At 59.0% G+C, this 25,091-nt stretch carries 26 protein-coding genes; 13 read left to right on the forward strand and 13 right to left on the reverse strand.

Features of this window, described 5'->3' with window-relative positions:
- Positions 1-100 precede the first annotated feature (100 nt).
- Positions 101-1,183 (forward strand): hypothetical protein, encoded by a 1,083-nt coding sequence (locus tag ACYZTK_RS00145; RefSeq protein ID WP_462012567.1) that lies wholly within the window; start codon positions 101-103, stop codon positions 1,181-1,183.
- Between the two features lie 2 nt (positions 1,184-1,185).
- On the forward strand, positions 1,186-1,539 hold the full coding sequence (locus ACYZTK_RS00150; RefSeq protein ID WP_462012568.1) for a DUF1428 domain-containing protein: 354 nt from the start codon (positions 1,186-1,188) through the stop codon (positions 1,537-1,539).
- Positions 1,540-1,554: 15 nt separating this feature from the next.
- Here ACYZTK_RS00150 and ACYZTK_RS00155 read toward each other — a convergent pair whose 3' ends face one another.
- Positions 1,555-1,749, reverse strand: coding sequence for a hypothetical protein (locus ACYZTK_RS00155; protein WP_462012569.1), 195 nt, complete (start codon positions 1,747-1,749; stop codon positions 1,555-1,557).
- Positions 1,750-1,809: 60 nt separating this feature from the next.
- Between ACYZTK_RS00155 and thpR the strand changes: the two genes are divergently transcribed.
- On the forward strand, positions 1,810-2,349 hold the full coding sequence (thpR, locus tag ACYZTK_RS00160; RefSeq protein ID WP_462012570.1) for an RNA 2',3'-cyclic phosphodiesterase: 540 nt from the start codon (positions 1,810-1,812) through the stop codon (positions 2,347-2,349).
- A 313-nt stretch (positions 2,350-2,662) separates the two neighbouring features.
- Here the strand turns inward: thpR and ACYZTK_RS00165 are convergent, their stop codons facing one another.
- The 5 genes from ACYZTK_RS00165 to ACYZTK_RS00185 all read right to left on the reverse strand — a co-directional run bounded on the left by ACYZTK_RS00165 (position 2,663) and on the right by ACYZTK_RS00185 (position 7,986).
- A complete protein-coding gene (locus tag ACYZTK_RS00165) occupies positions 2,663-3,760 on the reverse strand; it encodes a polyamine ABC transporter substrate-binding protein (protein ID WP_462012571.1) in 1,098 nt (365 codons plus the stop codon).
- 203 nt (positions 3,761-3,963) lie between these two features.
- A complete protein-coding gene (locus tag ACYZTK_RS00170) occupies positions 3,964-4,848 on the reverse strand; it encodes an ABC transporter permease subunit (RefSeq protein ID WP_462012572.1) in 885 nt (294 codons plus the stop codon).
- Positions 4,845-5,726, reverse strand: a complete 882-nt coding sequence (locus ACYZTK_RS00175) for an ABC transporter permease subunit (protein ID WP_462014984.1) — start codon at positions 5,724-5,726, stop codon at positions 4,845-4,847. Before ACYZTK_RS00175 ends, ACYZTK_RS00170 begins: the two co-directional genes overlap by 4 nt.
- 29 nt (positions 5,727-5,755) lie before the next feature.
- Positions 5,756-6,898 (reverse strand): polyamine ABC transporter ATP-binding protein, encoded by a 1,143-nt coding sequence (gene potA / locus ACYZTK_RS00180; protein WP_462012573.1) that lies wholly within the window; start codon positions 6,896-6,898, stop codon positions 5,756-5,758.
- Between the two features lie 326 nt (positions 6,899-7,224).
- Positions 7,225-7,986 (reverse strand): gamma-glutamyl-gamma-aminobutyrate hydrolase family protein, encoded by a 762-nt coding sequence (locus ACYZTK_RS00185; protein ID WP_462012574.1) that lies wholly within the window; start codon positions 7,984-7,986, stop codon positions 7,225-7,227.
- A 280-nt stretch (positions 7,987-8,266) separates the two neighbouring features.
- On the opposite strand from ACYZTK_RS00185, the gene ACYZTK_RS00190 reads away from it, so the two are divergent.
- From ACYZTK_RS00190 to ACYZTK_RS00205, 4 genes are all read left to right on the forward strand, one after another.
- The gene (locus ACYZTK_RS00190; protein WP_462012575.1) at positions 8,267-9,643 is read left to right on the forward strand and encodes a glutamine synthetase family protein; all 1,377 of its coding nucleotides are present in this window, start codon (positions 8,267-8,269) and stop codon (positions 9,641-9,643) included.
- A gap of 295 nt (positions 9,644-9,938) precedes the next feature.
- Positions 9,939-11,429, forward strand: coding sequence for an aldehyde dehydrogenase (locus tag ACYZTK_RS00195; protein WP_462012576.1), 1,491 nt, complete (start codon positions 9,939-9,941; stop codon positions 11,427-11,429).
- 52 nt (positions 11,430-11,481) lie between these two features.
- Positions 11,482-12,765, forward strand: a complete 1,284-nt coding sequence (locus tag ACYZTK_RS00200; RefSeq protein WP_462012577.1) for an NAD(P)/FAD-dependent oxidoreductase — start codon at positions 11,482-11,484, stop codon at positions 12,763-12,765.
- Positions 12,766-13,025: 260 nt separating this feature from the next.
- Positions 13,026-13,574: a cupin domain-containing protein gene (locus ACYZTK_RS00205; protein WP_028623608.1), complete on the forward strand. Its 549-nt coding sequence runs from the start codon at positions 13,026-13,028 to the stop codon at positions 13,572-13,574.
- Positions 13,575-13,781: 207 nt separating this feature from the next.
- Here ACYZTK_RS00205 and ACYZTK_RS00210 read toward each other — a convergent pair whose 3' ends face one another.
- A complete protein-coding gene (locus tag ACYZTK_RS00210; RefSeq protein WP_462012578.1) occupies positions 13,782-14,000 on the reverse strand; it encodes a PLD nuclease N-terminal domain-containing protein in 219 nt (72 codons plus the stop codon).
- Positions 14,001-14,050: 50 nt separating this feature from the next.
- Positions 14,051-14,440, reverse strand: coding sequence for a VOC family protein (locus ACYZTK_RS00215; RefSeq protein WP_462012579.1), 390 nt, complete (start codon positions 14,438-14,440; stop codon positions 14,051-14,053).
- A 218-nt stretch (positions 14,441-14,658) separates the two neighbouring features.
- Here ACYZTK_RS00215 and ACYZTK_RS00220 point away from each other — a divergent pair, with 218 nt between their 5' ends.
- The 4 genes from ACYZTK_RS00220 to ACYZTK_RS00235 all read left to right on the forward strand — a co-directional run bounded on the left by ACYZTK_RS00220 (position 14,659) and on the right by ACYZTK_RS00235 (position 17,054).
- Positions 14,659-15,147 carry an Hcp family type VI secretion system effector gene (locus ACYZTK_RS00220; protein ID WP_462012580.1) on the forward strand — a complete coding sequence of 163 codons (489 nt, stop codon included), beginning with the start codon at positions 14,659-14,661 and terminating at the stop codon, positions 15,145-15,147.
- Between the two features lie 7 nt (positions 15,148-15,154).
- Entirely contained in the window at positions 15,155-16,129 is a 975-nt protein-coding gene (locus ACYZTK_RS00225; protein WP_462012581.1) for a hypothetical protein, read from the forward strand.
- 77 nt (positions 16,130-16,206) lie between these two features.
- Positions 16,207-16,521: a hypothetical protein gene (locus ACYZTK_RS00230; protein ID WP_462012582.1), complete on the forward strand. Its 315-nt coding sequence runs from the start codon at positions 16,207-16,209 to the stop codon at positions 16,519-16,521.
- 164 nt (positions 16,522-16,685) lie between these two features.
- Positions 16,686-17,054 (forward strand): hypothetical protein, encoded by a 369-nt coding sequence (locus tag ACYZTK_RS00235; protein WP_462012583.1) that lies wholly within the window; start codon positions 16,686-16,688, stop codon positions 17,052-17,054.
- Between the two features lie 207 nt (positions 17,055-17,261).
- On the opposite strand, the gene ACYZTK_RS00240 is transcribed toward ACYZTK_RS00235, so the two are convergent.
- From ACYZTK_RS00240 to ACYZTK_RS00260, 5 genes are all read right to left on the reverse strand, one after another.
- Complete coding sequence (locus tag ACYZTK_RS00240) at positions 17,262-18,677, reverse strand: purine-cytosine permease family protein (protein WP_462012584.1); 1,416 nt, start codon at positions 18,675-18,677, stop codon at positions 17,262-17,264.
- 295 nt (positions 18,678-18,972) lie between these two features.
- Positions 18,973-20,133, reverse strand: a complete 1,161-nt coding sequence (gene argE, locus ACYZTK_RS00245; protein ID WP_462012585.1) for an acetylornithine deacetylase — start codon at positions 20,131-20,133, stop codon at positions 18,973-18,975.
- Positions 20,130-20,807, reverse strand: a complete 678-nt coding sequence (locus ACYZTK_RS00250; protein WP_462012586.1) for a DUF1028 domain-containing protein — start codon at positions 20,805-20,807, stop codon at positions 20,130-20,132. Before ACYZTK_RS00250 ends, argE begins: the two co-directional genes overlap by 4 nt.
- Before the next feature lie 138 nt (positions 20,808-20,945).
- Positions 20,946-21,362: a RidA family protein gene (locus ACYZTK_RS00255; protein WP_462012587.1), complete on the reverse strand. Its 417-nt coding sequence runs from the start codon at positions 21,360-21,362 to the stop codon at positions 20,946-20,948.
- 21 nt (positions 21,363-21,383) lie between these two features.
- Positions 21,384-22,694 (reverse strand): flavin-containing monooxygenase, encoded by a 1,311-nt coding sequence (locus ACYZTK_RS00260; RefSeq protein WP_462012588.1) that lies wholly within the window; start codon positions 22,692-22,694, stop codon positions 21,384-21,386.
- A gap of 306 nt (positions 22,695-23,000) precedes the next feature.
- Between ACYZTK_RS00260 and tssB the strand changes: the two genes are divergently transcribed.
- Together tssB and tssC are read left to right on the forward strand one after the other, a co-directional pair.
- Entirely contained in the window at positions 23,001-23,504 is a 504-nt protein-coding gene (gene tssB, locus ACYZTK_RS00265) for a type VI secretion system contractile sheath small subunit (RefSeq protein ID WP_462012589.1), read from the forward strand.
- Between the two features lie 34 nt (positions 23,505-23,538).
- A complete protein-coding gene (gene tssC, locus ACYZTK_RS00270) occupies positions 23,539-25,077 on the forward strand; it encodes a type VI secretion system contractile sheath large subunit (RefSeq protein WP_462012590.1) in 1,539 nt (512 codons plus the stop codon).
- Positions 25,078-25,091: the final 14 nt, after the last annotated feature.

Consider the following 25,091-nt stretch of genomic DNA (forward strand, 5'->3'; position numbering starts at 1 on the left):
TATCGATGGGAATGATGGTCTGATTTTTCCTATACTCAAACCAGAACCCTGCAAGCGCCGATCATCCTGTTCGGCGTGAGTTTTTCAGGAAGCCCTGACCTTGAACCTGCGTTCGCTGATCGTCGCCGTGCTGTTGGTCGTGGCAGGTTGCGCCACGCCTGAGCGTGCGCCGGTCCGGGCGCCGCCGGTCATCGTGCCCCAGGCCACCTGGCTGCAGGTAGATCGCGACATAGTCGCTGCCTCGCGTTCCGCCACCGACCAGGCGAAAGTCTTCGCGCGCGGCTCCATGGAACACTGGCGCACGCGGATCTATCAGCAGACCGAAGAGAACTTCATCCCCTGGTTCAGCAGCTACTGGACCCAGGAATGGATGTCGATGAAGGTCAGCTGGTACACCATCAGCGCCAAGGGTGAGCAGGACGCCTCGGCCAAGCGCCTGGCCGAGTATCTGCTGGAGGAATACCAGGAGCGGGTGCTGGCACCGGTGGCCGTGGAGATCGATCCGGACGCCATCCTGCATCAGGCCACCGAGTTCTACGTGCAGCTCATGGGTCAGCAGCTGCAGGTCATCTCCCAGCGCCATCGCGTGCCGATCGACCAGCTCAACGCCCGTGTCAACAAGGTCCCGGCCATCGCGCTCGGGCCACCTGCCGCCCGGGACGCCTCGCTGTACCAGGTGATCCACACCGACTTGATCACGCTGCCGGCGTACTCCGCGTTGATCGAAAAAATTCACGTGGCTGGTGGCGACAAGGGCGTTGGCTCCACCGACACGGCCATGGCGCCTGTAGCCAAACGCGCCAGTCAGCGCATGGAGGCAGAAATGGCTCCGCGGGGCGCGGCGAGTGCAGTAGCAGCGGCGGCGGGGAAATTGGCAGGCGGCCTGATCACGGTGGGCGTGGCGGGTATTCGCGCAATCATCCGGGCCAACGATCGGCCCGACAGTGAAGCGCTGATTCGCAGCAGCCTGGGCAATACGTTCGACAAGGCCTGGCAGAAGCTGGTGCAGAACCGGACCACCGGCGTGATGGCCGGCACGCTGTACATGGCAGGGCAGGTGGAAGGCAATCTGGCGACGAGGGTCGAGGCGCCGTCGGTCGGTTCGAGCGGTGCTGATGTCGAGTGGCGCCCGACGGAACCGACTAACCAGCAGATCGACCCTCTACCCCCAGCAGGAGAATGACCATGTCTTACGTTGATGGCTTGATCGCTGCAGTCCCCACCGCCAATAAAGAAAAATTCAAGAAACACGCCGAGTCGGCCGCCGTCATTTTCAAGGAAAACGGAGCCTTGAGCGTGGTCGAATGTTGGGGCGATGATGTGCCCGACGGCAAGGTCACGTCGTTCCCCATGGCGGTAAAACTCAAGGAGGATGAAACCGTGGTGTTTTCCTGGATTGTCTGGCCCGACAAGGCCACCCGCGATGCCGGAATGAACAAGCTGATGTCCGACCCGCGCATGCAGCCGGACGTCAATCCGATGCCGTTCGATGGCCAGCGCATGGTCTTCGGCGGCTTCAACATGATCGTGCAGGCCTGAGGGCTAGGCGCGGGGTCACTCCGCTGACGGGGTGATCCTGCAGCTCTTGCGATTGCGGATCTCGATCTCCGTCGGTCGCTCCTTGATAAACTCGAAACGCGGTTCACCTTCGCTATAGTGAACCAGCCATCCCCAGTCCAGCTCGGACTCGTCCTGACCCGGTCGCGGGGGCATTGCCCACCAGGGCTCTTTGCTGATGACCTCACGCATGACCACCTCCGGTATATTCGGTTGGATGAACTATAACGTGCCCACGAGGAGCTGCCAGGTATGAGCGACGAAGACCACGAGCCGAGCAAGCGGCTGTTTTTCGCCTTGGACTGTGCTCCAGCCCAACGCCGGGCAATTGCCCAATGGCGCGGTGCGCTGCAACTGCGCAACGGGCGCCCGGTGCCAGTGGAAAACTTTCACCTGACGCTGCTGTTTCTCGGCTCGGTTGGCGTGGCGCAGATCGCCGAGGTCTGCACTGCCGCCAGCAAGGTTCGCGTGCCTGCCGGACCGTTACGGATCGAGCTTGATCGCCTGGATGTGTGGCGCAAGGCCGGGGCGCTAGTACTGGCATCGGAGCAGGCTGATCCAGGGTTGCTGCGGCTGGTGTACGGGCTGGAGCAGGCGATGTTGCCGTTCCGGATGGAGGATGCACCGAAGGAGTTTCGCCCGCACCTGACATTGATGCGCGACTACCGGGCACCGGTAACTGAGTCGGCGACTGCGCCGGAGTTTTTTTTGCGCGCGGATCGGTTCGTTTTGTTTGAATCGCATAAGGGCCGCTATCGGGCGCTGGCCGAATGGCCGTTCGACCCCGCATAAAAAAAGCGCCCGAGGAGGGCGCCAAATTCACCTGAGCCGAGGGAGCCAGGTGAGGCCGTTCTTCATTAGAGAAATGCAGCGGTGGTAAGGCGCTGCGGGAACGGAAAAATGTTGGGTTGCGGAGTGTCTGTGCCGGCCTCATCGCGGGCAAGCCTTGCTCCCACAGGGTTTGGGGTAATCCTGTGAGAGCAAGGCCTACCCCATACCCTGTGGGAGCAAGGCTTGCCCGCGATGGCGGCAGCCGACCCCATACCTGTGGGAGCAAGGCTTGCCCGCGATGGCGGCAGCCGACCCAGCAATTATCTGGAGCGGATCACTTCCCTAGCTTCACCCGGGTCCAGCCCCGGGTCATCACCCGCTGAACCCCAATCGGCATATCCGGAATCGCATACAAGGTCGCCATTACCGCCTGCGACGGATACGAGCCCGGATCATCGCGAATCGCTTCATCCACCAACGGCGTCGCCGCCGAGTTGGCGTTGCTGTAGCCGATGTTGTTGGTGATCTCGGCGATGATGTCCGGGCGCATCAGGAAGTTCATGAACAGGTAGGCGTTGTCGACGTTCGCCGCATCCCGAGGGATCGCCACCATGTCGTAGAAACTGCCGGCGCCTTCTTTCGGAATGCTGTAGTCGATCTGCACCTTGTTGCCAGCCTCTTGGGCGCGTGCCTTGGCCTGCAGCACGTCACCGGAGTAACCTACTGCCACGCAGATGTTGCCGTTGGCCAGGTCAGAGATGTACTTCGAGGAATGGAAGTACGCCACCGACGGCCGGATCTTCATGAACAGCGCCTCGGCTTCGGCGATCTGCGCCTTGTCCTGGGAGTTCACCGGGTAGCCCAGGTAGTGCAGGGCGGCGGGGAGCATTTCCGTCGGCGAATCGAGAAAGCTGATGCCGCAGGCTTTGAGTTTTTCCGCATTTTCCGGTTTGAATAGCAGGTCCCAGGAGTTGGTCGGGGCATTGGCGCCGAGGACTTCCTTGACCTTAGCCGGGTTGAAGCCGATGCCGATCGATCCCCACATGTAGGGGAAGGCGTGGGCGTTATCCGGGTCGCTGGCGGAGGCGTTTTTCAGCAGCACCGGATTGAGGTTTTGCCAGTTCGGCAGCTTCGACTTGTCCAGTTCCTGATAGACGCCGGCCTTGATCTGCTTGGCCAGGAAACTGTTGGACGGCACGACGAGGTCGTAGCCGGATTTGCCCGCGAGCAGCCGCGCTTCAAGGGTTTCATTGCTGTCGAATACATCGTAGGTCACGCGAATACCGGTCTCGTCCTCGAACTTCTTGACGGTGTCCGGGGCGATGTAATCCGACCAGTTATACACTCGCAGTACCTTGTCATTGGCCTGGGCGCCGGTGGCGATCGCGCCTATCAAGGACAGTGTCAGCAAAGTCCTGCCAAACATTTTCATCGGTACAACTCCATTCTTTTTATTCAAAATCGCACGGCAAACATTTCTGACTGCAGATCCCGCATCACTGTGGGAGCGAGCCTGCTCGCGAAAAACTCAAGGACGCCGCGTTAATTCAGACAGCGCGCGTAATCGTTGACGTCCATCGTCGGAACGCCGCCCGGAGCAGGCTCGCTCCTACAGGGGGTAGCTGGCCGCAGGTTTCAAGCCGTCGCTTCCCGCATTTGCTTTTTCGGTTGTTGCCACGACTCGCTGGCCGTCTGGTCCATTGCTTCCTGGATCGCCCGTTTACGACTGGCTTCGGCGCGGCGGCTGAAATACCAGACCATGAAGGTCACGATCGACACCGCCAACAGGATCAGGCTGGCCACGGCGTTGATCTCGGGTTTGACCCCCAGGCGCACCGCCGAAAACACTTCCATCGGCAGAGTCGTCGACCCCGGCCCGGATACGAAGCTCGCCAGCACCAGGTCATCCAGCGACAGGGCAAACGACATCATGCCGCCGGCTGCCAGGGACGGTGCGATCATCGGAATGGTGATCAGGAAAAATACCTTGAACGGCTTCGCCCCGAGGTCCATGGCCGCTTCTTCGATGGACAGGTCCAGCTCACGCAAGCGGGCGGAGACTACCACTGCGACATAGGCCGCACAAAAGGTAGTGTGGGCGATCCAGATAGTGACGATGCCACGCTCCATCGGCCAGCCGATCAACTGCGCCATGGCCACGAACAGCAGCAACAGCGACAGTCCGGTGATCACTTCAGGCATCACCAAAGGCGCGGTGACCAAACCGCCAAACAGCGTGCGGCCCTTGAAGCGCGTGACGCGAGTCAGCACGAATGCCGCCAGGGTCCCCAGCGCCACGGCAGCAACCGCGGTGTAGCAGGCGATTTCCAGCGAGCGCAGCACCGAGCCCATCAGTTGCGAGTTGTCGAGCAGACCGGCGTACCACTTGAACGACCAGCCACCCCACACCGTCACCAGCTTCGAGGCGTTGAACGAGTAGATCACCAGGATCAGCATCGGCAGGTAGATAAACGACAGGCCGAAAATCAGCATGAACTTTGAAAATCCGAAGCGTTTCATCCCCGACCCTCCATCTCTTTGGCCTGGCTACGGTTGAACAACAGGATCGGCACAATCAGGATCAACAGCATCACCACTGCCAGGGCGGACGCCACCGGCCAATCGCGGTTGTTGAAGAACTCCTGCCACAGCACGCGACCGATCATCAGGGTCTCAGGACCGCCCAACAGTTCTGGAATCACGAACTCGCCCACCACCGGAATGAACACCAGCATGCAGCCGGCGATGATGCCGTTCTTGGCCAGCGGTACGGTGATTTTCCAGAAGTTGTTAAAGTTGCTCGAACCCAGGTCCGACGCGGCTTCCAGCAGGCTGTTGTCGTGCTTGACCAGGTTGGCGTACAGCGGCAGCACCATGAACGGCAGGTACGCGTAGACAACCCCGATATAGACGGCGGTGTTGGTGTTGAGGATCTCGATCGGGTGATCGGTGAGCCCGGTCCACATCAAAAAACCATTGAGCAAGCCGTTGTTGCTGAGGATGCCCATCCACGCGTAGACGCGGATCAGGATCGCGGTCCAGGTCGGCATCATGATCAGCAGCAGCAGGACGTTCTGAGTTTCCTTGCTCGCCTTGGTGATCGCATAGGCCATCGGGAAACCAAGCACCAGGCACATCAGGGTGCTCAGAAACGCGACCTTCAACGACCCGAAGTACGCCGAGATGTACAGCTCATCCTGGGTCAGCAGCGAGTAGTTGCCAAGGTTCAGCAGCAGCTGGAATTTCTGCTCGGCGAAAGTGTAGATCTCCGAGTACGGCGGAATGGCCAGGGCCGCTTCCGAGAAGCTGATCTTCATCACCAGGAAGAACGGCAACAGAAAGAACAGGCACAGCCACAGGAATGGAATGCCGATGACCAGTTTGCGCCCGCTGGGCACCAGTCTTAGAAATTGCTGGTTGAAGGTTCTCATGAGCGCAGTACCACGCCGCTGTCATCTTCCCACCACACGTAGACCTGATCGTCCCAGGTCGGGCGCGCGCCACGGCGTTCGGCGTTGGCCATGAACGACTGCACGATCTTGCCGCCCGGCAGTTCAACGTAGAACACCGAGTGACCGCCGAGGTAGGCGATGTCATGCACCTTGCCCCGGGACCAGTTGTAGCGGAATTCCGGCTGGGTGGTGCTGACCAGCATTTTTTCCGGGCGGATCGCGTAGGTGATCGACTTGTCCTGCACCGAAGTGCTGACGCCGTGGCCGACGTAGATCTTCTGTTCCAGGTCCTTGCTGTGGATGATCGCGTGACCTTCCAGGTCCTCGACCACGGTGCCTTCGAAGGCGTTCACGTTGCCAATGAACTCGCAAACCATGCGGCTGACCGGCGCTTCATAAATGTCGACCGGGCTGCCGATCTGGGCGATCCAGCCCAGGTGCATGATGGCGATGCGCTGGGCCATGGTCATGGCTTCTTCCTGGTCGTGAGTCACCATCACGCAGGTCACGCCGACCCGTTCGATGATCTCCACCAGCTCCAATTGCATCTGCGAGCGCAGCTTCTTGTCCAGTGCGCCCATCGGTTCGTCGAGCAGCAACAGCTTCGGCCGCTTGGCCAGGGAGCGGGCCAGGGCCACACGCTGACGCTGGCCGCCGGACAACTGATGAGGTTTGCGCTTGGCGTACTGGGTCATGTGCACCAGGCGCAGCATCTCTTCGACCCGGGCATCGATTTCGCTGGCCGACAAGCGATCCTGCTTGAGGCCGAAGGCGATGTTCTGCGCCACGGTCATGTGTGGGAACAAGGCGTACGACTGGAACATCATGTTGATCGGCCGTTCGTACGGCGGCATGTCCGTGATGTCCACGCCATCGAGCAGGATACGGCCTTCGGTCGGGCGCTCGAAGCCTGCGAGCATGCGCAGCAGGGTCGATTTGCCAGAACCGGAACCGCCGAGCAGGGCGAAGATCTCGCCTTGATGAATCTCGAGCGAGACATCGTCTACTGCGCAGGTTTCGTCGAATTTCTTGGTAACGCGGTCGACTTTCACCAACACCTTTTTCGGTGCCTGGTGACCTTCAAGAGCCTTCCTGTAAATGCTGGAGGCGTTTGCCATGTGAAACTCCCAACAGGTTTCAGTCGTCGGGCCAACGCGGCCTAACTTAATAGTGAATTGCAAGCCTGGGCTGTCAGTGGATGGCGATCCCTGTAGGAGCTGCCGAAGGCTGCGATCTGTTGAATTTGCTCTTTAAAATCAAGATCAAAAGATCGCAGCCTTCGGCAGCTCCTACAGGGGATACTCCATCGGCCTGGGCTTATTCGGCGCCGCCGTCCTGGCTGCCTGGGTCGTACTTGTTGTTATTGCAGTGTGTTGTTTCGCCAGTCACGGATGCGCGAAGGCGCACCCGCAGACTCGCGGGGGCAGTAAATAGGTGTGTTAAGTCAGCGGGTGTTGCGCAGGGCCGCCCGTTGCCGGCACGCGTCGCCAAACGCCTGGAAAATACTCAAGTAAGGAGGGTTCGCCAGCACCTGCCACTCCGGATGCCACTGCACGCCAAGCGCGAACGCCTCGCTGTGCTGCACCGAAATCGCTTCGATCAAACCGTCCGGTGCCAGCGCTTCAGCACGCAGGCCCGGGGCCAGTCGATCGATGCCCTGGCTGTGAATCGAATTGACCATGAACTCGGCGGGCAACTCCAGCGCTTCGAATACACCACCTGGCTGAACAGTCACCGCATGGGCCGGAGCGTACTGCACCGCCAACTCAGGACTGTCCGCTTCGCGGTGATCGAGCATGCCCGGCAGTTCGTGCACCTTCTGATGCAGGCTGCCGCCGAACGCCACGTTCATTTCCTGGAAACCACGGCAAATGCCCAGCACCGGAACGCCGGCTGCAATGGCTGCACGCAACAAGGGCAGGGTGGTAGCGTCCCGTGCCGGATCGTGATCCGTGCCGGGGGCGCTGGCCGGGCCTTGATAGTGGAAGGGCTCTACGTTGGACGGCGAACCGGTCAGCAACAGACCGTCGAGCTGCGCAAGCAGGTCCTCGATCTCGGTCAGTTCACCCAGGGAAGGAATGACCACGGGCAGCCCCAGCGCCGCGACGCTGACAGCGCGCAGGTACTTGTCGCCACTGATGTGGTAGGGGTGCAGGCCAATCTGTTTGACGCAGGCTGTAACGCCGATCAATGGCTTGAGTGCCATTTTTATCACCTCGAAGTTTCACACTTGAACGAGCTTTTCCGGAGCTTAGCCTTGTTGATTTTAATTAACAACTCTCATGTAAAAAATTCTAAACGCCTTACGTCCGATCCTCAGGAATTACGCGGTGTCCAAGACTGAATTGGCACTCTCGTCCCCATAAAAGGCCAGAAAATAAAGCTTCACAAGCCAGGTGTTCGCTATTGACTTCACTTTGCCTTTCGGATTGACTGAGCTCGCAACAAGGTAGTGAACATAATAATTAACAGCTAATAGGTGCATCATGTCGGTCCCACTGCGTACCGTTCAACTCAACGAAGCAAACGCATTCCTTAAGAAATATCCTGAGGTTTTGTACGTCGACCTTCTGATTGCGGATATGAACGGTGTGGTGCGCGGCAAGCGCATCGAGCGCACCAGTCTTCATAAGGTTTACGAAAAAGGCATCAACCTCCCGGCCTCTCTCTTTGCTCTGGACATTAATGGTTCTACGGTGGAAAGCACCGGCCTGGGTCTGGACATCGGCGACTCTGACCGGATCTGCTTTCCCATCCCTGGCACCCTGAGTATTGAGCCGTGGCAGAAGCGCCCAACCGCGCAACTGTTAATGACCATGCACGAACTCGAAGGCCAGCCGTTTTTCGCTGACCCGCGAGAAGTGCTGGCTAACGTGGTGCGCAAGTTCGACGAAATGGGCCTGACCATCTGCGCCGCGTTCGAACTCGAGTTCTACCTGATTGACCAGGACAACGTGAACGGTCGTCCGCAGTCGCCGCGTTCGCCGGTCTCGGGCAAGCGTCCGGTGTCGACCCAGGTGTACCTGATCGACGACCTCGACGAATACGTCGACTGCCTGCAGGACATCCTCGAAGGTGCGAAAGAGCAGGGCATCCCTGCCGACGCCATCGTCAAGGAAAGCGCCCCGGCGCAATTCGAAGTGAACCTGCATCACGTCTCCGACCCGATAAAGGCCTGCGACTACGCGGTGTTGCTCAAGCGTCTGGTGAAGAACATCGCCTACGACCACGAGATGGACACCACCTTCATGGCCAAGCCGTATCCGGGCCAGGCAGGCAATGGTCTGCACGTGCACATTTCGATTCTGGACAAGGAAGGCAACAACATCTTCGCCAGCGAGGATCCCGAGCAGAACGCCGCGCTGCGACACGCGATCGGCGGTGTGCTCGAGACCCTGCCGGCGCAGATGGCCTTCCTCTGCCCGAACGTCAACTCGTACCGCCGCTTCGGCGCGCAGTTCTACGTACCGAACTCGCCAAGTTGGGGCATCGACAACCGTACCGTTGCGGTGCGCGTACCGACTGGCTCGGCGGATTCGGTGCGCATCGAGCACCGTGTAGCGGGCGCCGATGCCAACCCGTACCTGCTGATGGCGTCGGTCCTGGCGGGTATCCATCACGGCCTGACCAATAAAATCGAGCCGGGCGCTCCGGTGGAAGGCAACAGTTACGAGCAGAACGAGCAGAGCCTGCCGAACAACCTGCGCGATGCCCTGCGCGAGCTGGACGATAGCGAAGTCATGGCCAAGTACATCGACCCGCTGTACATCGACGTGTTCGTGGCGTGCAAGGAAAGCGAGCTGGCCGAGTTCGAGAATTCCATCTCGGACCTTGAGTACAACTGGTATCTGCACACCGTTTAACGGCGAGCGATTTACCCTGTAGGAGCTGCCGAAGGCTGCGATCTGTTGATTTTGCTGTTTAAGATCCAGATCAAAAGATCGCAGCCTTCGGCAGCTCCTACCGGGGATCTATGTCGTTCACAAACGCAGTGAACAACACCGATCAACTGTGGGAGCGGGCTTGCCCGCGAAGGCGGTGTGTCAGGCGACATTGATGTTGGCTGTGCCGCCTTCGCGAGCAAGCCCGCTCCCACGCTGGATCTGCATTGCACGTTTTAACTGACGATCACTTATTCCCCTGCGTCGAGTCACAACAATGACAAACACTCGCAGCGACTGGGAGCAACGCTTCCAGTCCCTCACCATCGAAAGCCGCGCCTTCATCGACGGCCAGTACCGCGCTGCCCTAAGCGGTGACACTTTCGAATGCATCAGCCCGGTCGACGGCCGTTTCCTGGCCAACGTCGCCAGCACCGACGAAGCCGACGCCAACGAAGCCGTCGCCGTCGCGCGCCGCACGTTCGAATCCGGCATCTGGGCGCGTTTGGCGCCCGCAGAACGCAAGCGCATTCTGATCCGCTTCGCCGACCTGATCCTGGCCAACCAGGAAGAACTCGCCCTGCTCGAAACCCTCGACATGGGCAAGCCGATCAACGACTCGATGAACATCGACATCCCGGCGACCGCCAACGCGATCCGCTGGAGCGCCGAAGCCATCGACAAGATCTACGACGAAGTGGCGGCCACGCCCCATGATCAACTCGGCCTGATCACTCGCGAACCAGCGGGCGTGGTCGCCGCCATCGTGCCGTGGAATTTCCCGCTGATCATGGCCAGCTGGAAATTCGCCCCGGCTCTCGCAGCCGGCAACTCGTTCATCCTCAAGCCTTCGGAAAAGTCGCCACTGACTGCCATCCGCATCGCGCAACTCGCGCTCGATGCCGGCATCCCCAAAGGCGTGTTCAACGTCCTGCCAGGCTTCGGTCACACCGTCGGCAAGGCGCTGGCGTTGCATATGGACGTCGACGTGCTGGCGTTCACTGGCTCCACCGCGATCGCCAAGCAGCTGCTGATCTACGCCGGGCAAAGCAATATGAAACGCGTCTGGCTTGAAGCCGGGGGCAAGAGCCCGAACGTGGTGTTCGCCGATGCGCCAGATCTGCGCGCGGCAGCACAAGCGGCCGCCAGCGGCATTGCCTTCAACCAGGGCGAAGTCTGCACCGCCGGTTCGCGCCTACTGGTCGAGCGCTCGATTCGCGAGCAGTTCATTCCGCTGCTGGTGGAAGCACTGCAAGCGTGGAAGCCGGGGCATGCGCTCGATCCACAAACCACTGTCGGCGCCGTGGTCGATCAGCGTCAACTGGATAACGTCCTGCGCTATATCCAGATCGGCAAGGATCAGGGCGCGCAACTGATCGCAGGCGGCAGCCGCACTCTTGAAAGCACTGGTGGCCTGTACGTGGAGCCGGCGATTTTCGACGGAGTGACCAACGCCATGACCATCGCCCGGGAAGAAATTTTCGGCCCGGTGCTGTCGCTGATCACCTTCGACACCGTCGATGAAGCCCTGGCCATTGCCAACGACAGCATCTTCGGCCTGGCCGCCGGCGTCTGGACCAGCAACCTGAGCAAGGCCCACACCTTTGCTCGCGGCCTGCGCGCCGGCAGCGTCTGGGTCAACCAGTACGACGGTGGCGACATGACCGCACCGTTCGGCGGGTTCAAGCAGTCGGGTAACGGACGGGACAAATCGCTGCACGCGTTCGACAAGTACACCGAACTCAAAGCGACCTGGATCAAGCTCTGACACCTCTACAACGGCGGCCGCCGACACGTTTCGGCGGCAATCGGAGAAACTTATGAAACAAACGCATGTAAACAGTTACTACGCCGCCACCCGTAACTTCACTGGCGATTTCCCGGTTCTCGAACACGCCGTGGACTGCGACGTCTGCGTGATCGGCGCCGGCTACACCGGCCTGTCCTCGGCGCTGTTCCTCGCCGAAGCGGGCTACAGCGTCACCGTGCTCGAAGCCGCCAAGGTCGGTTTTGGCGCCAGTGGGCGCAACGGTGGTCAACTGGTCAACTCCTACAGCCGCGACGTCGATGTCATCGAATCCCGCTACGGCGAAAAGACCGCCGAAGTCCTCGGGAGCATGATCTTCGAAGGCGCCGACATCATCCGCCAGCGCATCCAGCACTACGACATCCAGTGCGACTACAAGCCGGGCGGCATCTTCGCGGCGCTGAACAAGAAGCAGCTCAAAGGCCTGGCCGAGCAGAAAAGCAGCTGGGAGCGCTACGGCAACCAGAACTTGAAAATGCTCGATGCGTCCGAGATCAAGCGTGAGGTCGGATGCGACAACTACGTCGGCGGCCTGCTCGACATGCAGGGCGGGCACATCCATCCGCTGAACCTGGCTCTCGGCGAAGCCTCGGCCATCATCGGTTTGGGCGGCAAGATCTACGAACAGTCGGCGGCGGTGGAAATCACCTACGGCGAATCGATCACCGTGCGCACCGCTAAAGGCGTAGTGCGCGCCAAGTATCTGCTGATCGCCGGCAACGCCTACCTGCCGCAAGGCCTGGACAATCGCGTGACGAGTAAAAGCATGCCATGCGGCTCGCAAATCGTCGTCACCGAGCCGTTGTCCGAGCAGGTTGCGCGCAGCCTGATCAAGAACAACTACTGCGTGGAAGACTGCAACTACCTGCTCGACTACTACCGCCTGACCGCCGATAACCGCCTGCTGTACGGTGGTGGCGTGGTCTACGGTGCGCGCGAACCGGACGACATCGAGCAGTTGATCAAGCCGAAGATCCTCAAGACGTTCCCGCAACTCAAGGACGTGAAGATCGACTATCGCTGGACCGGCAACTTCCTGCTGACCATGTCGCGCATGCCGCAATTCGGCCGCATCGAGAAAAACGCCTACTACATGCAAGGCTACAGCGGCCACGGCGTGACCTGCTCGCACCTGGCCGGAAAACTGATCTCGGAAATGATCCGCGGCGACGCCGAGCGCTTCGATGCGTTCGCCTCGCTCCCGCACATGCCGATGCTCGGCGGCCGCACCTTCCAGGCCCCGCTCACCGCCATGGGCGCCGCGTACTACGCGCTGCGCGACCGATTCGGTATCTAAGCTGGCCTCGACCCCTGCAGGCGTAACCTGTGGGACCACACTGTGGGAGCAAAGCTTGCTCGCGATGAGGCCATGCCAGTCACCATCAAAGTGCCTGATGCACCGCCTTCGCGTTCAAGCCCGCTCCTACAGCAACACCCCCAAACGTGATTTAATACCCGACTTTCAAATCTCCGGGACAGGGAAGCGGTACCTTCGCGGCCACACGTCGCCCGCCATCCACCCCCATAACCCTTAAGTTTTCCTCGCATAAGGCTGTCATGGACACGGGCTCACGACTCAAACTAGTACGCGAAAGCTACAAACTCTCCCAGCGCGAGCTGGCCCGGCGTAGCGGCGTCACCAATGCCACCATCTCCCTGATCGAACAGAATCGCGTCAGTCCATCCGTCAGTTCCCTGAAAAAACTGCTCGAAGGCATCCCCATGTCGCTGGCGGACTTCTTCACCTTCGACCAGCCACCACGCGAGCATCAATATGTCTTCCGCGCCAACGAACAGCCGGACCTCGGCCGTCACGGGCTGCGGCTGCTGTTGATCGGCGCATCGGTACCCAGCCGGCAGATGCGCCTGTTGCGCGAGCAATACGCGCCTGGTGCGAGCTCGGGGGAAGAGCCGATCGTGCACTCGGAAGGCGAAGAGTGTGGGCTGGTGACTCGCGGCACTGTCGAACTCACCGTCGATGGCCAGATCAGCGTGCTCAACGCCGGCGATGGCTACTATTTTCCGACCACGCTGCCGCACCGGTTCCGTAATATCGGCCAGGACGAAGCTGAAATCATCAGCGCCAATACCCCTGCCAACTTCTGATAACACACCGGACGCCAGCCTTTAGCAGCTGCCTAAGGCTGCGTCCGGGAACAACTGCGATCTCACTGGAATCTCGGACGTCAAGATCAAAAGATCGCAGCCTTCGGCAGCTCCTACAGGGGAATTTTGTGTGTCAGTTGGAAATAACAAAGCCCCGATTTGTCGGGGCTTTGTTTTTGAACATTTATTGATGAGTGCCGTCAGGTTTCACTTCCCTGCCTGCGGTGAATGCGGATTTCGCGCAGTGTGCTTCGGCCCAGCCACTGCCCATGCCAGCAATCCGAACAGCGGCACAAACACAATCACCACAATCCACACCAGCTTGTTACTCGACTTGCCCTCGGCTTTACGCACCCGATTAATCGCCCACAACTCGACCAGCACAAGTACTGCCGCGAGTACGATCCAGATCGTTTCGATTTGCATAAGCCACCTCCTGATAGTCCTTCAGTTAGGTGGGTGCAGGCGCGCAGGGTTCATTTTATTGGCGTGCAGAGTTCCACCAGCGTCCCGTCCGGACAGCGCACATAGGACACGGTCTGGCCCCAGGGCTTGACGAGTGGAGCGGCGATTTCCTTTGCGCCTGCGCTTACGGCCTTGGCGTGAGCGGCGGGGACATCGTCAGTCACCAGAGCGACTTCCATGCCCAGAGGCTTGGCGGAGCTGTGGGCGGCGATGTGGCCGCTGCTGAAATTCATCTCGGCGAGTTCGTCTGCGGCAAACGCCAGGGCAGTTTCGCCGGTTTCGAGCTCGCCGTAGGTGTTGGATTCGTGCAGGAAGCGGGTGGTGAGGCCGAAGGCGCTGTTGAAGAACTTCAATGACGAAGGCACATCCGGGACGTAGATGATCAGGTAGCCGAATTTCATGAGCGAACATTCCTTGTTGGGAAATTGGGGGGGGTAATGTAGCAGATTGCCTCGAAAGTCAGATTGTTAGGAAATGTCTGACAGTCCAGCTCTGGAACAGTGTGGGAACGGTCTGAATCTCCGTTTCTGCAGCTCATTCAACAGCTCACCGCCCATCTAAACCGCCGTACATTCACTCCTGAAAATAAAAACTAATTCCATCATCAAGGAGAGAAAGCATGGCGTTCGACGCATTTGTAAAAATCGAAGGCATCCCCGGCGAAGCCCTGGACGAACAATACCGCGACTGGATCGAGGTCAACGGTTACAGCTTCGGCACTCATCAAAGCACTTCAGCAACCGCCAGTTCCAACGGCGGCGCAAGTTCCGGCCGCACGACAATGAGCAACTTCACCTTCTCCAAGATGCTGGACAAATCCAGCTGCAAGTTGATGGAAGCCAGTTGTGCCGGGGAGCACCTCAAGGAGGTCAGTCTGGTGCTAAGCCGCGCGGGCGGCGACAAGGTCAAATACTTCGAGATCATCCTCGAAGAGGTGATCATTTCCGACTACACGCAGAATGCCTCCGCCGGTATTCCGGTAGAAATCGTGCAACTGAATTACGGCCGCATTAAAACCATCTACACCCAGCAAAAACGCAGCGATGGTGCCGGTGGCGGCAATATCGCGGGCGGGTGGGATCGCATCAGCAACAAAAAATATTCGTGAGGCTGATATGGCAGAGCCTCTAGCGTTTATCAACTCCCAGACACAGACATACGAAGCGCTAAAGACCCAATTGCGTCTGACGGGGGCGGCGAAAAGCAAGTTTGATGTGCTGAATGGGCATATCGCCAACACTGTGGTGCTGGCTGGCGAGCTGGTAATTATCGGCGACTCTTCCACTGCATCTTGTACGAGCCAGGAGGCGTACTTGATGGCCAGGGCGCGGGATGTCCATATTGGGTTGTTGATTAATCAGGTCGATGCTGATGACTTCTTTCTGGATAATTTTGAGCTGCTGAAGGAGGTGCTCTCTTACGGGTCTATTGGTGCTGGTGTCGTGAGTGACGGCTGGAGCAAGCACATGGAGGCGATCGGTAAAACCCTTGAGGAAATCGAGGCGCTGCACAAGGAGTTTTTGCGCACTGAATCACCCGCTGCTAGGAAGAAGTTTATAGCCGAGCGGGCTTTTGTGTTTGGCAAGCTGGATCAGCAGCTTGCTAAAGCAGCTTCCTATGGTTCGGGTCTGCGTCACCAAGGGTCGATAAAAAGAATGCTTGGAATTTCTACCAAGAGCTTTCTGCATACCGGAGAGATTGTGGGGTACGCGGAGAAGGTGAATGGTGTAGCCAAGGCCGCGAGACTGATAAAGAGCGGAACATACATTGGTATGGCGCTGACTGTTACTGCCTCCGGACTGGCGATAAGGAATGCTTGTGCCCTTGGGCGCGAGGACGAGTGCACAAGGGCGCAGTACGTAGAGGGCTCTTCTTTGGCTTTAGGACTGGCAGGTGGGGGTATGGGAGGATTCATAGGTGGCTACACCGCTACACTCGGATGCGTATTTGTTCTGGGTATTGCGACTGGGGGGCCTGGGGCACTTTTGTGTGGGGTTGTCGGAGGTGCAATAGGTGGCGTTATAGGTGGTCACCTGGGGAACGTTGGCGGGGAAGTTTTCGGTGAGCAACTATATGGAGAAATAAAGTGACGCACCAGTTCCCACTGGGTCTCATAGGACTCTGTATAGGTAGTGGCCTGATCATAACGGAAATATGGTTGATTTACATGGTCCACGCTTACACAGAGAAGGCTGAAGCGTTGTTGCCGAGAAGTAGTTTTGTTGCGGCTAATATAGCAGCATATTCACAAGCAGGATTTATAGGCAAAGGAATGAGAAATGGTTTTCTCACGCTGGTTCTGGCTCTCCCCGGGCCCTGCGCCAAGAGAGGAATTATAGATCCCTGCGATGCGATGAATTTTCCGAGAAAACTTAAGCGGATGTTGTTCGCATCTTGGGGAGCTGGTTTTGTGTTTTTTGTTGCCTTAATGCTATTCGGAATTTACATAAAATATGTGGAAAAATTCGTGGCTCAACATTGACGTTTGCGCAAGTCTAAGTGCAAACCGATCCCGTCAATCGGTGGGCGGGCGAAAGCGGGTGGGGCGTGGTAGACATCTCAGCTAATCCATTTGCGGAATATCGGTGCGATGAATCATGAATTTAGCAGCCATGAGTAAGGTGCAGCTAGCGGGGATCGAATTGGGTGGACACGATGGAACCGGGAATTATTGCCTTTTTTATCCTTGGGCCACTGCTAATAGTGGATTGTTGGGTGATTTATATGGCCTGTGTTTGCACTGACAGGTTGGAGTCCCATCTTCCGAATAGTGTCTTTATAAGTGCAAATAGGAATACGTTTTCGAGTGCGGGCTTTGTCGGGAATATAGTTCGAAACGGGGTTCTAGTTCTCGTTTTGGTCTTTCCGGTTGTTTTTGCTAGAAAAGGTTTCTGTGATTTTGCGGAAATTAAGGCCTTCCCTGCAAAAGAAAAACTGCATTTATTAGCAGCTTGGGGGGCCATGCTCTTCCTGATTTTGGCCTTGGTGATTTTCCATCTCTGGATGAATTACTGAGATGTAAAAGATTGCGAATGCATCCGGCTCTTTTTGAGGCGGTTGAGAGTGGGGTACGAATCAAGAAGGCTTTATCTGCGTTACACCGGTCGGGTGGGTAGCGATTGAGAGGCGCGGTCGCTTGCGGGGGCGTGACAGTCAACATTGTTGTTGACTGTCACGGACTCATCGCGAGCAGGCTCGCTCCTACAGGGGGAGGGGTGCTGGTTAGATTGAGCTGGCCAGTTTGCCGGTGGAGAGGCGGCGTTTGTAGGCGGTGTCGCGGTTGGCCAGCCAGTAGTAGAGCGGTGAGGTGATCAGCAGGCCTACGACCCAGGATAAATCTGCGCCGTTGATGTGCTCGGAAATTGGCCCGACGTACAGTGGCGTGTTCATGAATGGAATCTGCACCACGATGCCGATCCCGTAGGCCAGCAGGGCCTGCGGGTTGTAGCGGCCGTAGATTCCGCCGTCCACTTTAAAGATCGAGTTGATGTCGTACTGGCCTTTGTGGATCGCGTAAAAGTCGATCAGGTTGATCGCGGTCCACGGGACCAGCACCACGAGCAGCACCAGCACCATGTCGACGAAGTGGCCGATGAAATCTGCCGAGGCGCCGACGGCGGCGAAGCAGCAGCCGGCGAGGACGATGATCGAGATGACGGCGCGGCTTTTTGCGGTGGGGATCCAGCGGTAGGCGAAGGTTTGTACCAGAGTGATCAGCGACAGCACGGCGCCGTAGAGGTTGAGGGCGTTGTGGCTGATCACGCTGAGCAGGAACAGCACCAGCATCAGCGGGCCGATGGAGCCGGTGGCGAGTTTGACTGCGTCCATGGTGTCCATCCCCACGGGTGTTGCGAGCACTGCCACGGCGCCGAAAATGAACGACAGGCTGGAGCCAAGCACGGTGCCCAGGTAGGTAGTCCAGAACGTCGAGGCCACGGGGACGTCGGCTGGCAGGTAGCGCGAGTAGTCGGAGACATAGGGGGCGAACGCGATCTGCCAGAGCGCGGCGAGCGATACGGTGGCCAGCCAGCCGGAAATGTTGAAGCTGCCGCGGGTGAGGAAATCGGCGGTCTGCACGTGGGTGAAGATGTAGCCGAAGCCCAGCACGATGCCGGCGCCGAGCACCCAGGTGCCGATGCGGTTGAGCACGTGGATGAAGCGGTAGCCGATGATGCCGATGATGCCCGAACCCAGGGCGCCAATGACGATGCCCACCGGTACCGGCACGCTATCGACCACGCCGTGCAGGGATTTGCCGGCCAGGACGATATTGGAGGCGAAGAAGCCGATGTACATCACGCCGGCAATCAGCACCACCAGTAGCGCACCGAGGGAGCCGAACTGCGCGCGGCTCTGGATCATCTGCGGAATGCCCATCTGCGGGCCTTGCGCCGAGTGCAGCGCCATCAGCACTCCGCCGACCAGGTGGCCGACGAGGATGGCGACGATCCCCCACACCAGGTTCAGGTGGAACATCTGCACACCGAGTGCGCCGGTGACGATGGGCAACGGGGCGATGTTGCCGCCAAACCAAAGGGTGAACAGGTCCCTGGTCTTGCCATGGCGATCTTCGGGGGGCACGTAGCCTATCGTGTGTTTTTCGATGAGCGGGGCGGACGTTGTTGCAGAGGTGACCATGATGAACTCCAAGGCATGTGAGTACGTGGACGTACTTCGGTGAGCGCCGGGTGAGCGACGCTTTTCTTGTTGGAGTTGATGATGTGCGGTGGGGTGGGATAGATAAATTAGTAAGTTTGTTGGTATAGACGTTAAAAAAAATGGGTCGGTGGGGAGCCGCAAAACCTGTAGGAGTGAGCCTGCTCGCGATGGCCGATTAACAGGCAACATCGATGTTGAATGTCAGGCCGTCATCGCGAGCAGGCTCACTCCCACAGTGGATCTGCCGGTGAATAAGCTATGTGGCAGCCTTGGTTTATTGGGCTGATTTGCGGATAGACGACAGCATTCTTTGCAGCATTTCATCGCACGCAGCGAGCTGTTCGAGGCTGACGAATTCGTCGGGTTTGTGGCCTTGATCCATGCTGCCGGGTCCGCAGATCACGCTGGGAATTCCTGCGGCGTCGAACAGGCCGCCCTCGGTGCCGAAGGCTACGGTGCCAAACTCCCGGGAGCCGCAGAAGGCGGTGATCAGTTCGGCGGCTTCGCTGTGCGCATCTGTCGCCAAGCCTGGATAGGCCGACAGCTCGCTGAAGCGGATTTCGCTTTGTTGACTGACTGCGCGCATGCGCGGCACAACCTGTTGCTCGGCGTAGGTTTTTAACTCTCGTGCGACTTCACCCGGATCGTGAGCCGGCAGCGCGCGGATCTCAAAGTCGAAACGGCAATCGGCTGGCACGATGTTCAGCGCCTTGCCGCCGGATATCACCCCAGTCTGCACGGTGCTGAAAGGCGGGTCGAAGCGCGCGTCGTGAAACTCGGGGGCCTTGAGTCGGTTGCCGATGCGGCCGAGTTCACCGATCAACTCGGCGGCGTATTCAATCGCATTGACACCCTGCGGAGCGTATGCCGAATGGCAGGCTTCGCCGTGGATATCGCAGCGCATCGCCAGTTTGCCTTTGTGACCTAACACCGGTTTCAGCTCGGTCGGCTCGCCGATGATGCACAGCTTGGGTTTGACCGGCCACTGCTCCAGCGCCTTGAGCAACGAGCGAACACCCAGGCATCCGACTTCTTCATCGTAGGACAGGGCGATGTGCACCGGCATGTGCAGGTCAGCCTGCACCAACGACGGCACCAGGGCGAGCACGCAGGCGATGTAGCCTTTCATGTCGGCGGTGCCGCGCCCGTACAGCTTGCCATCGCGCTCGGTCAGCTCGAACGGCGGCACGGTCCAAGGCTGGCCGTCGACTGGCACCACGTCTGTGTGGCCGGACAGGACGATGCCAGGCACATCCGCCGGACCGATGGTGGCGAACAGATTGGCTTTGCTGCGCTGCTCGTTGTAGACCAGCTCGCAGGGCACATCAAAATCCGCCAGATAATCGCGCACGAATTCGATCAGCTGCAGGTTGGATTCGCGGCTGGTGGTGTCGAACGCTACCAGCGTTCTCAGCAGTTCAACGCTGTTGCTCATCGATCATCCCCGGCTACGCCATAGCCCGGAGATTTGTCGGGGGCAAGGGCGCGATCGATGTAGTCCTGAACCTGTGGGCGGTAGGCGTTCCAGAGTTTTTCCAGCTGATCGAGCGGATTTTCATCCGCCCAATCGACCCGCAGGTTGATGATCGGCCAGGTCAGTTCACCCACCACCACCAGCGCTGCCGAGTGCACCGGCCCGGCTTCACCGCCGGCGGCGATGGCCGCGTGCATCGCGGCGAGCAGGCGGTCGGCGAGTTGGCCTTCACCCTGTTCGAACGCGCTGACCATGGCCTCGATCACCGAACGGTTCGCGAGCATGTTGCCGGCTGCCACGCATTGTTCACCGGAGACTGCATTGTGCTTGCCCAGGGTTTCGCTGCCGCTGAAGTGCGCGGTGCGGCCGAGGTGGTCGATGGCGGTGATCTGGCGGTACTGGCTGTAGCCATTGCGGGTCAGGACTTTGTCCAGTGCGTCGGCGGGCGCCAGGCCCTGTTCCATCAGCTCCAGGGTTTCCGGGCCGAGGGAGGGCAGGGTGATGTTCTGCGTCGAGACCGCACCGACACCGGGTAGCAGCCACGGGCAGCGGGCGCCGACGGCGATGCTGGAGGAGCTGATGGCGATGCCGAATTGACCGGTTTCGGGGCAGCGGGCGGCGATGGAAAAAGTCATGGGGGTTGCTCCTTGGTTGGCCTTTTTTGAGGAGGTGTCCTGGCTGGCCTCATCGCGAGCAAGCTTTGCTCCCACAGGGGAACTTCAGACTGGTCTCCTGTGGGAGCAAAGCTTGCTCGCGATGGCCGCGCCGCGGTCTTACTCCGGAATCACCGCAATCACATCAATCTCCATCAACCACTGCGGCTGCCCCAGCGCCGACACCACCAACCCGGTGGAGATCGGGAACACCCCCTTAAGCCACTTCCCCACCTCCTGATACACCGGTTCGCGGTAACGCGGGTCGATCAGGTAAGTGGTGGTCTTGACGATGTGGCTCAGGTCGCTACCAGCCTCTTCCAGCAACTGCTTGACGTTACGCATTGCCTGTTCGGCCTGGGCCCGCGGGTCTCCAAGACCGATCAGTTGACCCTCGAAATCGGTGCCAACCTGGCCGCGGACATACACCGTGTTGCCGGCGCGCACGGCTTGGCACAGGTCGTTGTCGAGGCTCTGGTTCGGGTAGGTTTCCTTGGTGTTGAACATGCGAATACGGGTATGGGTTGGCGTGGACATGTGAAGCTCCTGAACGGGGAATTAAGCACTGACCGAAGATTTGCTCGCGACCGCAACGGTCTCGGCCTGGCGCTGAGCCGCTTCGTGGTAGTCGAGGTATGAGCGCTGAATGGCGATGTGATCCGCCACGTACTTGGCGTCGTGCCATACCCCCCAGATAAAGGAAGAGCCGCGACGGGATTGCCACGGCAGGCCGAGGAAATACACCCCAGGCTCATTGGACACGCCGCGCTGATGCTTGGGCTTGCCAAGTTCATCGAAGGCGTCGACCTTCAGCCAGCTGTAATCGGTGGCAAATCCGGTGGCCCAGATGATCGAAGTGATGCCAGCCTTGGCCAGGTCTAACTCGAGAATCGGGTTGGTCACGCAGTCCGGATCGGCGAACGTGCGGCGGGCTTCGGGTTCTTGCGGTAAGTCGAGGCCATTGCGCTCGATGTAGGCATCGGCGGCGTTGAGCAGCGCCAGGTAGTTCTCGTCGCCACGAGCCAGGTTCTCCGCCAGGTTTGGCTGGAAGGTCGCCACCGCGCCGTTGAAGGACTGGGTCAAACCCACCAGGGTCATCCCGCGGTGCGCCAGGCCACGGAAATCCACCGTGCGTCCGCCATGGGCACCGCTGACGGCAATGGTCACGTGCTCCCGGCCAGGCTTCATTGCAGCCTGGTCCCACTCGCCGAGCACCCCCAGCCACCAGCAGAAATCGCGGTTGCGGTAGGCGCGAGGAGGGCGGTCGTGAGCACCCACAGACAGGTAGACCTTTTTGCCGGCTCGCTGCAATTCATCGGCAATCTGCACCCCGGACGAGCCAGCACCCACCACCAGCACCGCGCCTTCGGGCAGCTGCGCGGGATTGCGGTAATCGGCGGAGTGGATCTGCAGGAACGGCGAGTCTTGCGGCGCGATCGGCGGAATCACCGGACGCTGAAACGGCCCGGTGGCCGCGACGACCCGGTTGGCCTCGATCACGCCTTCGGAGGTTTCAACGGTGAAGCCGGGACGACCGACGTTACGCTCGACCTTGAACACCTCCACGCCAGTGCGCACCGGCGCATTGAATTTTTTGGCGTAGGCTTCGAAGTAGTCGGCCACCCGCTCTTTAGGGGCAAAGCCGTCGGGGCTGAGATCAGCGAACTCCAGGCCGGGAAACCGATCGTGCCAGGCCGGACCGTTGGCCACCAACGAATCCCAGCGCCCGGTGCGCCAGCGCTCGGCGATACGGTTGCGTTCCAGCACCAGGTGCGGCACTCCGAGTTTGCTCAGGTGCTCGCTCATCGCCACGCCAGCCTGACCGGCGCCCACAATCAGCGTATCTGTTGTAGTTTTTTCAATGGTCATCTCTCTACCCTTCGAAGTGGGATTCAGGCGCTCATGGCCTGCCATCTCTTGGGCTCAAGACTAGGGATGACCCTGGTATCGGTAAAATATTATTAAGCTGGCATTTGAGTATAAATAACTGAGGCAAAGGCCGATTTGTAGGAAAAGTAGTCCGATGCCTATCAGGCATTTCCAAACCAGCGTAGGAGCCTTCTGAATTTCCCGCTGGGGGTGGAATCAGCCCTGTCAGATGGTTCATCTTGTGTCCCGCAAGCCTACATTTTCGTGATGGTAACAGCCATCGCACCTCTGTTTGGGGAGATCAGGATGACGTCAAATAGTTTCCAGAATGAAGTGCCCAAGGCCCGGGTCAACATCAAACTCGACCTGCACACTGGCGGCGCCCAGAAGAAAGTCGAGTTGCCGCTGAAGTTGATGGTCATGGGCGATTACAGCAATGGCCGTGAACAGCGTCCGTTATCCGAGAGAAAAAAAGTCGATATCAACAAGAACAACTTCGATAGCGTACTGGCCGATTATTCGCCAGCGTTGAAAATGACCGTGGATAACACGTTGCTCGACGAAGTTGCCGACACCTCGGTCGAATTGAGCTTCCAGAGCCTCAAGGATTTCGAGCCCGAGCAGGTGGCCCGGCAGATCCCGCAGCTGCGTGCGCTGCTGGCCATGCGTAACCTGTTGCGCGATCTCAAGTCCAACCTGTTGGACAACGCCACCTTTCGTCACGAACTTGAACGTATTCTCAAGGACGATGCATTGAGTGATGAGCTACGCGCCGAATTGGCTGCCCTGGCTCTGCAAGAAGTTCATTAATTCAATTCGGTTGGTCTAAAAGGAAGTTTCTTCAATGTCCACAGAAAGTTCTAACGTGCAATCGCGCGGCGCTACAGTGTTGTCCGAAGAAGGTACCAGCGTGTATGGCGCGTTGTTCGGCAAGATCAATCTGAGCCCGGTGGCAAAACTGGTTGATATCGACAGTTTTCAGAACGCCGAGTCGATGGCCGAGGCCACTCCCGATGAGCGAGTCACCGCCGCCGTCAGCGTATTTCTCAATCTGCTCAAGCAGTCCTCGCAGAAGTTCGAGCGCCTGGATCGCACCTTGCTCGATGGCCATATCGCAGCGCTGGATGCACAGCTCAGTCGGCAACTGGACGCGGTGATGCACCACCCGGATTTCCAGCGCACCGAGTCGACCTGGCGCGGCGTGAAATCGCTCATCGACCAGACCGATTTCCGCCAAAACGTGCGCATCGAACTGCTGGATATCAGCAAGGATCACCTGGTCCAAGATTTCGAGGATGCGCCGGAGATCGCGCAAAGCGGCCTGTATGGACACACCTATACCCAGGAATACGACACGCCGGGTGGCGAGCCTATTGCAGCAGCCATCTCCAATTACGAATTCGATCGCAGCCCACAGGACATCGCCCTGCTGCGCAATATCTCCAAGGTTTCGGCAGCCGCGCACATGCCCTTCATCGGGGCGGTGGGACCGGCGTTCTTTGGCAAGGAGTCGATGGAAGAAGTCGCCGCCATCAAGGATATCGGCAACTACTTTGACCGAGCGGAATACATAAAGTGGAAAGCCTTCCGCGACAGTGACGATGCCCGTTACATAGGTTTGGTCATGCCCCGGGTGCTGGGGCGCCTGCCATACGGTCCTGACACCATCCCGGTGCGCAGCTTCAACTACATAGAAAACACCAAGGGCCCAGATCACCACAAGTACCTGTGGACCAACGCCTCGTTCGCCTTTGCCGCGAACATGGTCAAGAGCTTTATCGCCAACGGCTGGTGCGTGCAGATTCGCGGCCCGCAGTCGGGTGGTGCGGTGACTGAGCTGCCGATCCATCTGTACGACCTCGGCACTGGCAACCAGGTGAAGATTCCTTCCGAAGTGATGATCCCCGAGACCCGCGAATTCGAATTCGCCAACCTCGGTTTCATCCCGCTCTCGTACTACAAGAACCGCGACTACGCGTGTTTCTTTTCGGCCAACTCGGCGCAGAAACCAGCGCTGTACGACACCGCCGACGCCACTGCCAATAGCCGGATCAATGCGCGCCTGCCCTATATTTTCCTGCTATCGCGCATCGCGCATTATCTCAAGTTGATCCAGCGCGAGAACATCGGCACGACCAAGGATCGCCGGGTGCTCGAGCAGGAACTGAACAGGTGGATCAGTGGACTGGTCACCAAAATGACCGATCCAGGCGATGACCTGCAGGCGTCTCATCCGCTGCGTGATGGCAAGGTCACCGTTGAGGACATCGAGGACAACCCGGGCTTCTTCCGCATCAAGTTGTACGCCGTGCCGCACTTCCAGGTGGAAGGCATGGACGTCAATTTGTCGCTGGTTTCGCAGATGCCCAAGGCCAAGTCCTAAGTCACTTCGCAGGA

The sequence above is a fragment of the Pseudomonas sp. LB3P31 genome (assembly GCF_054897945.1).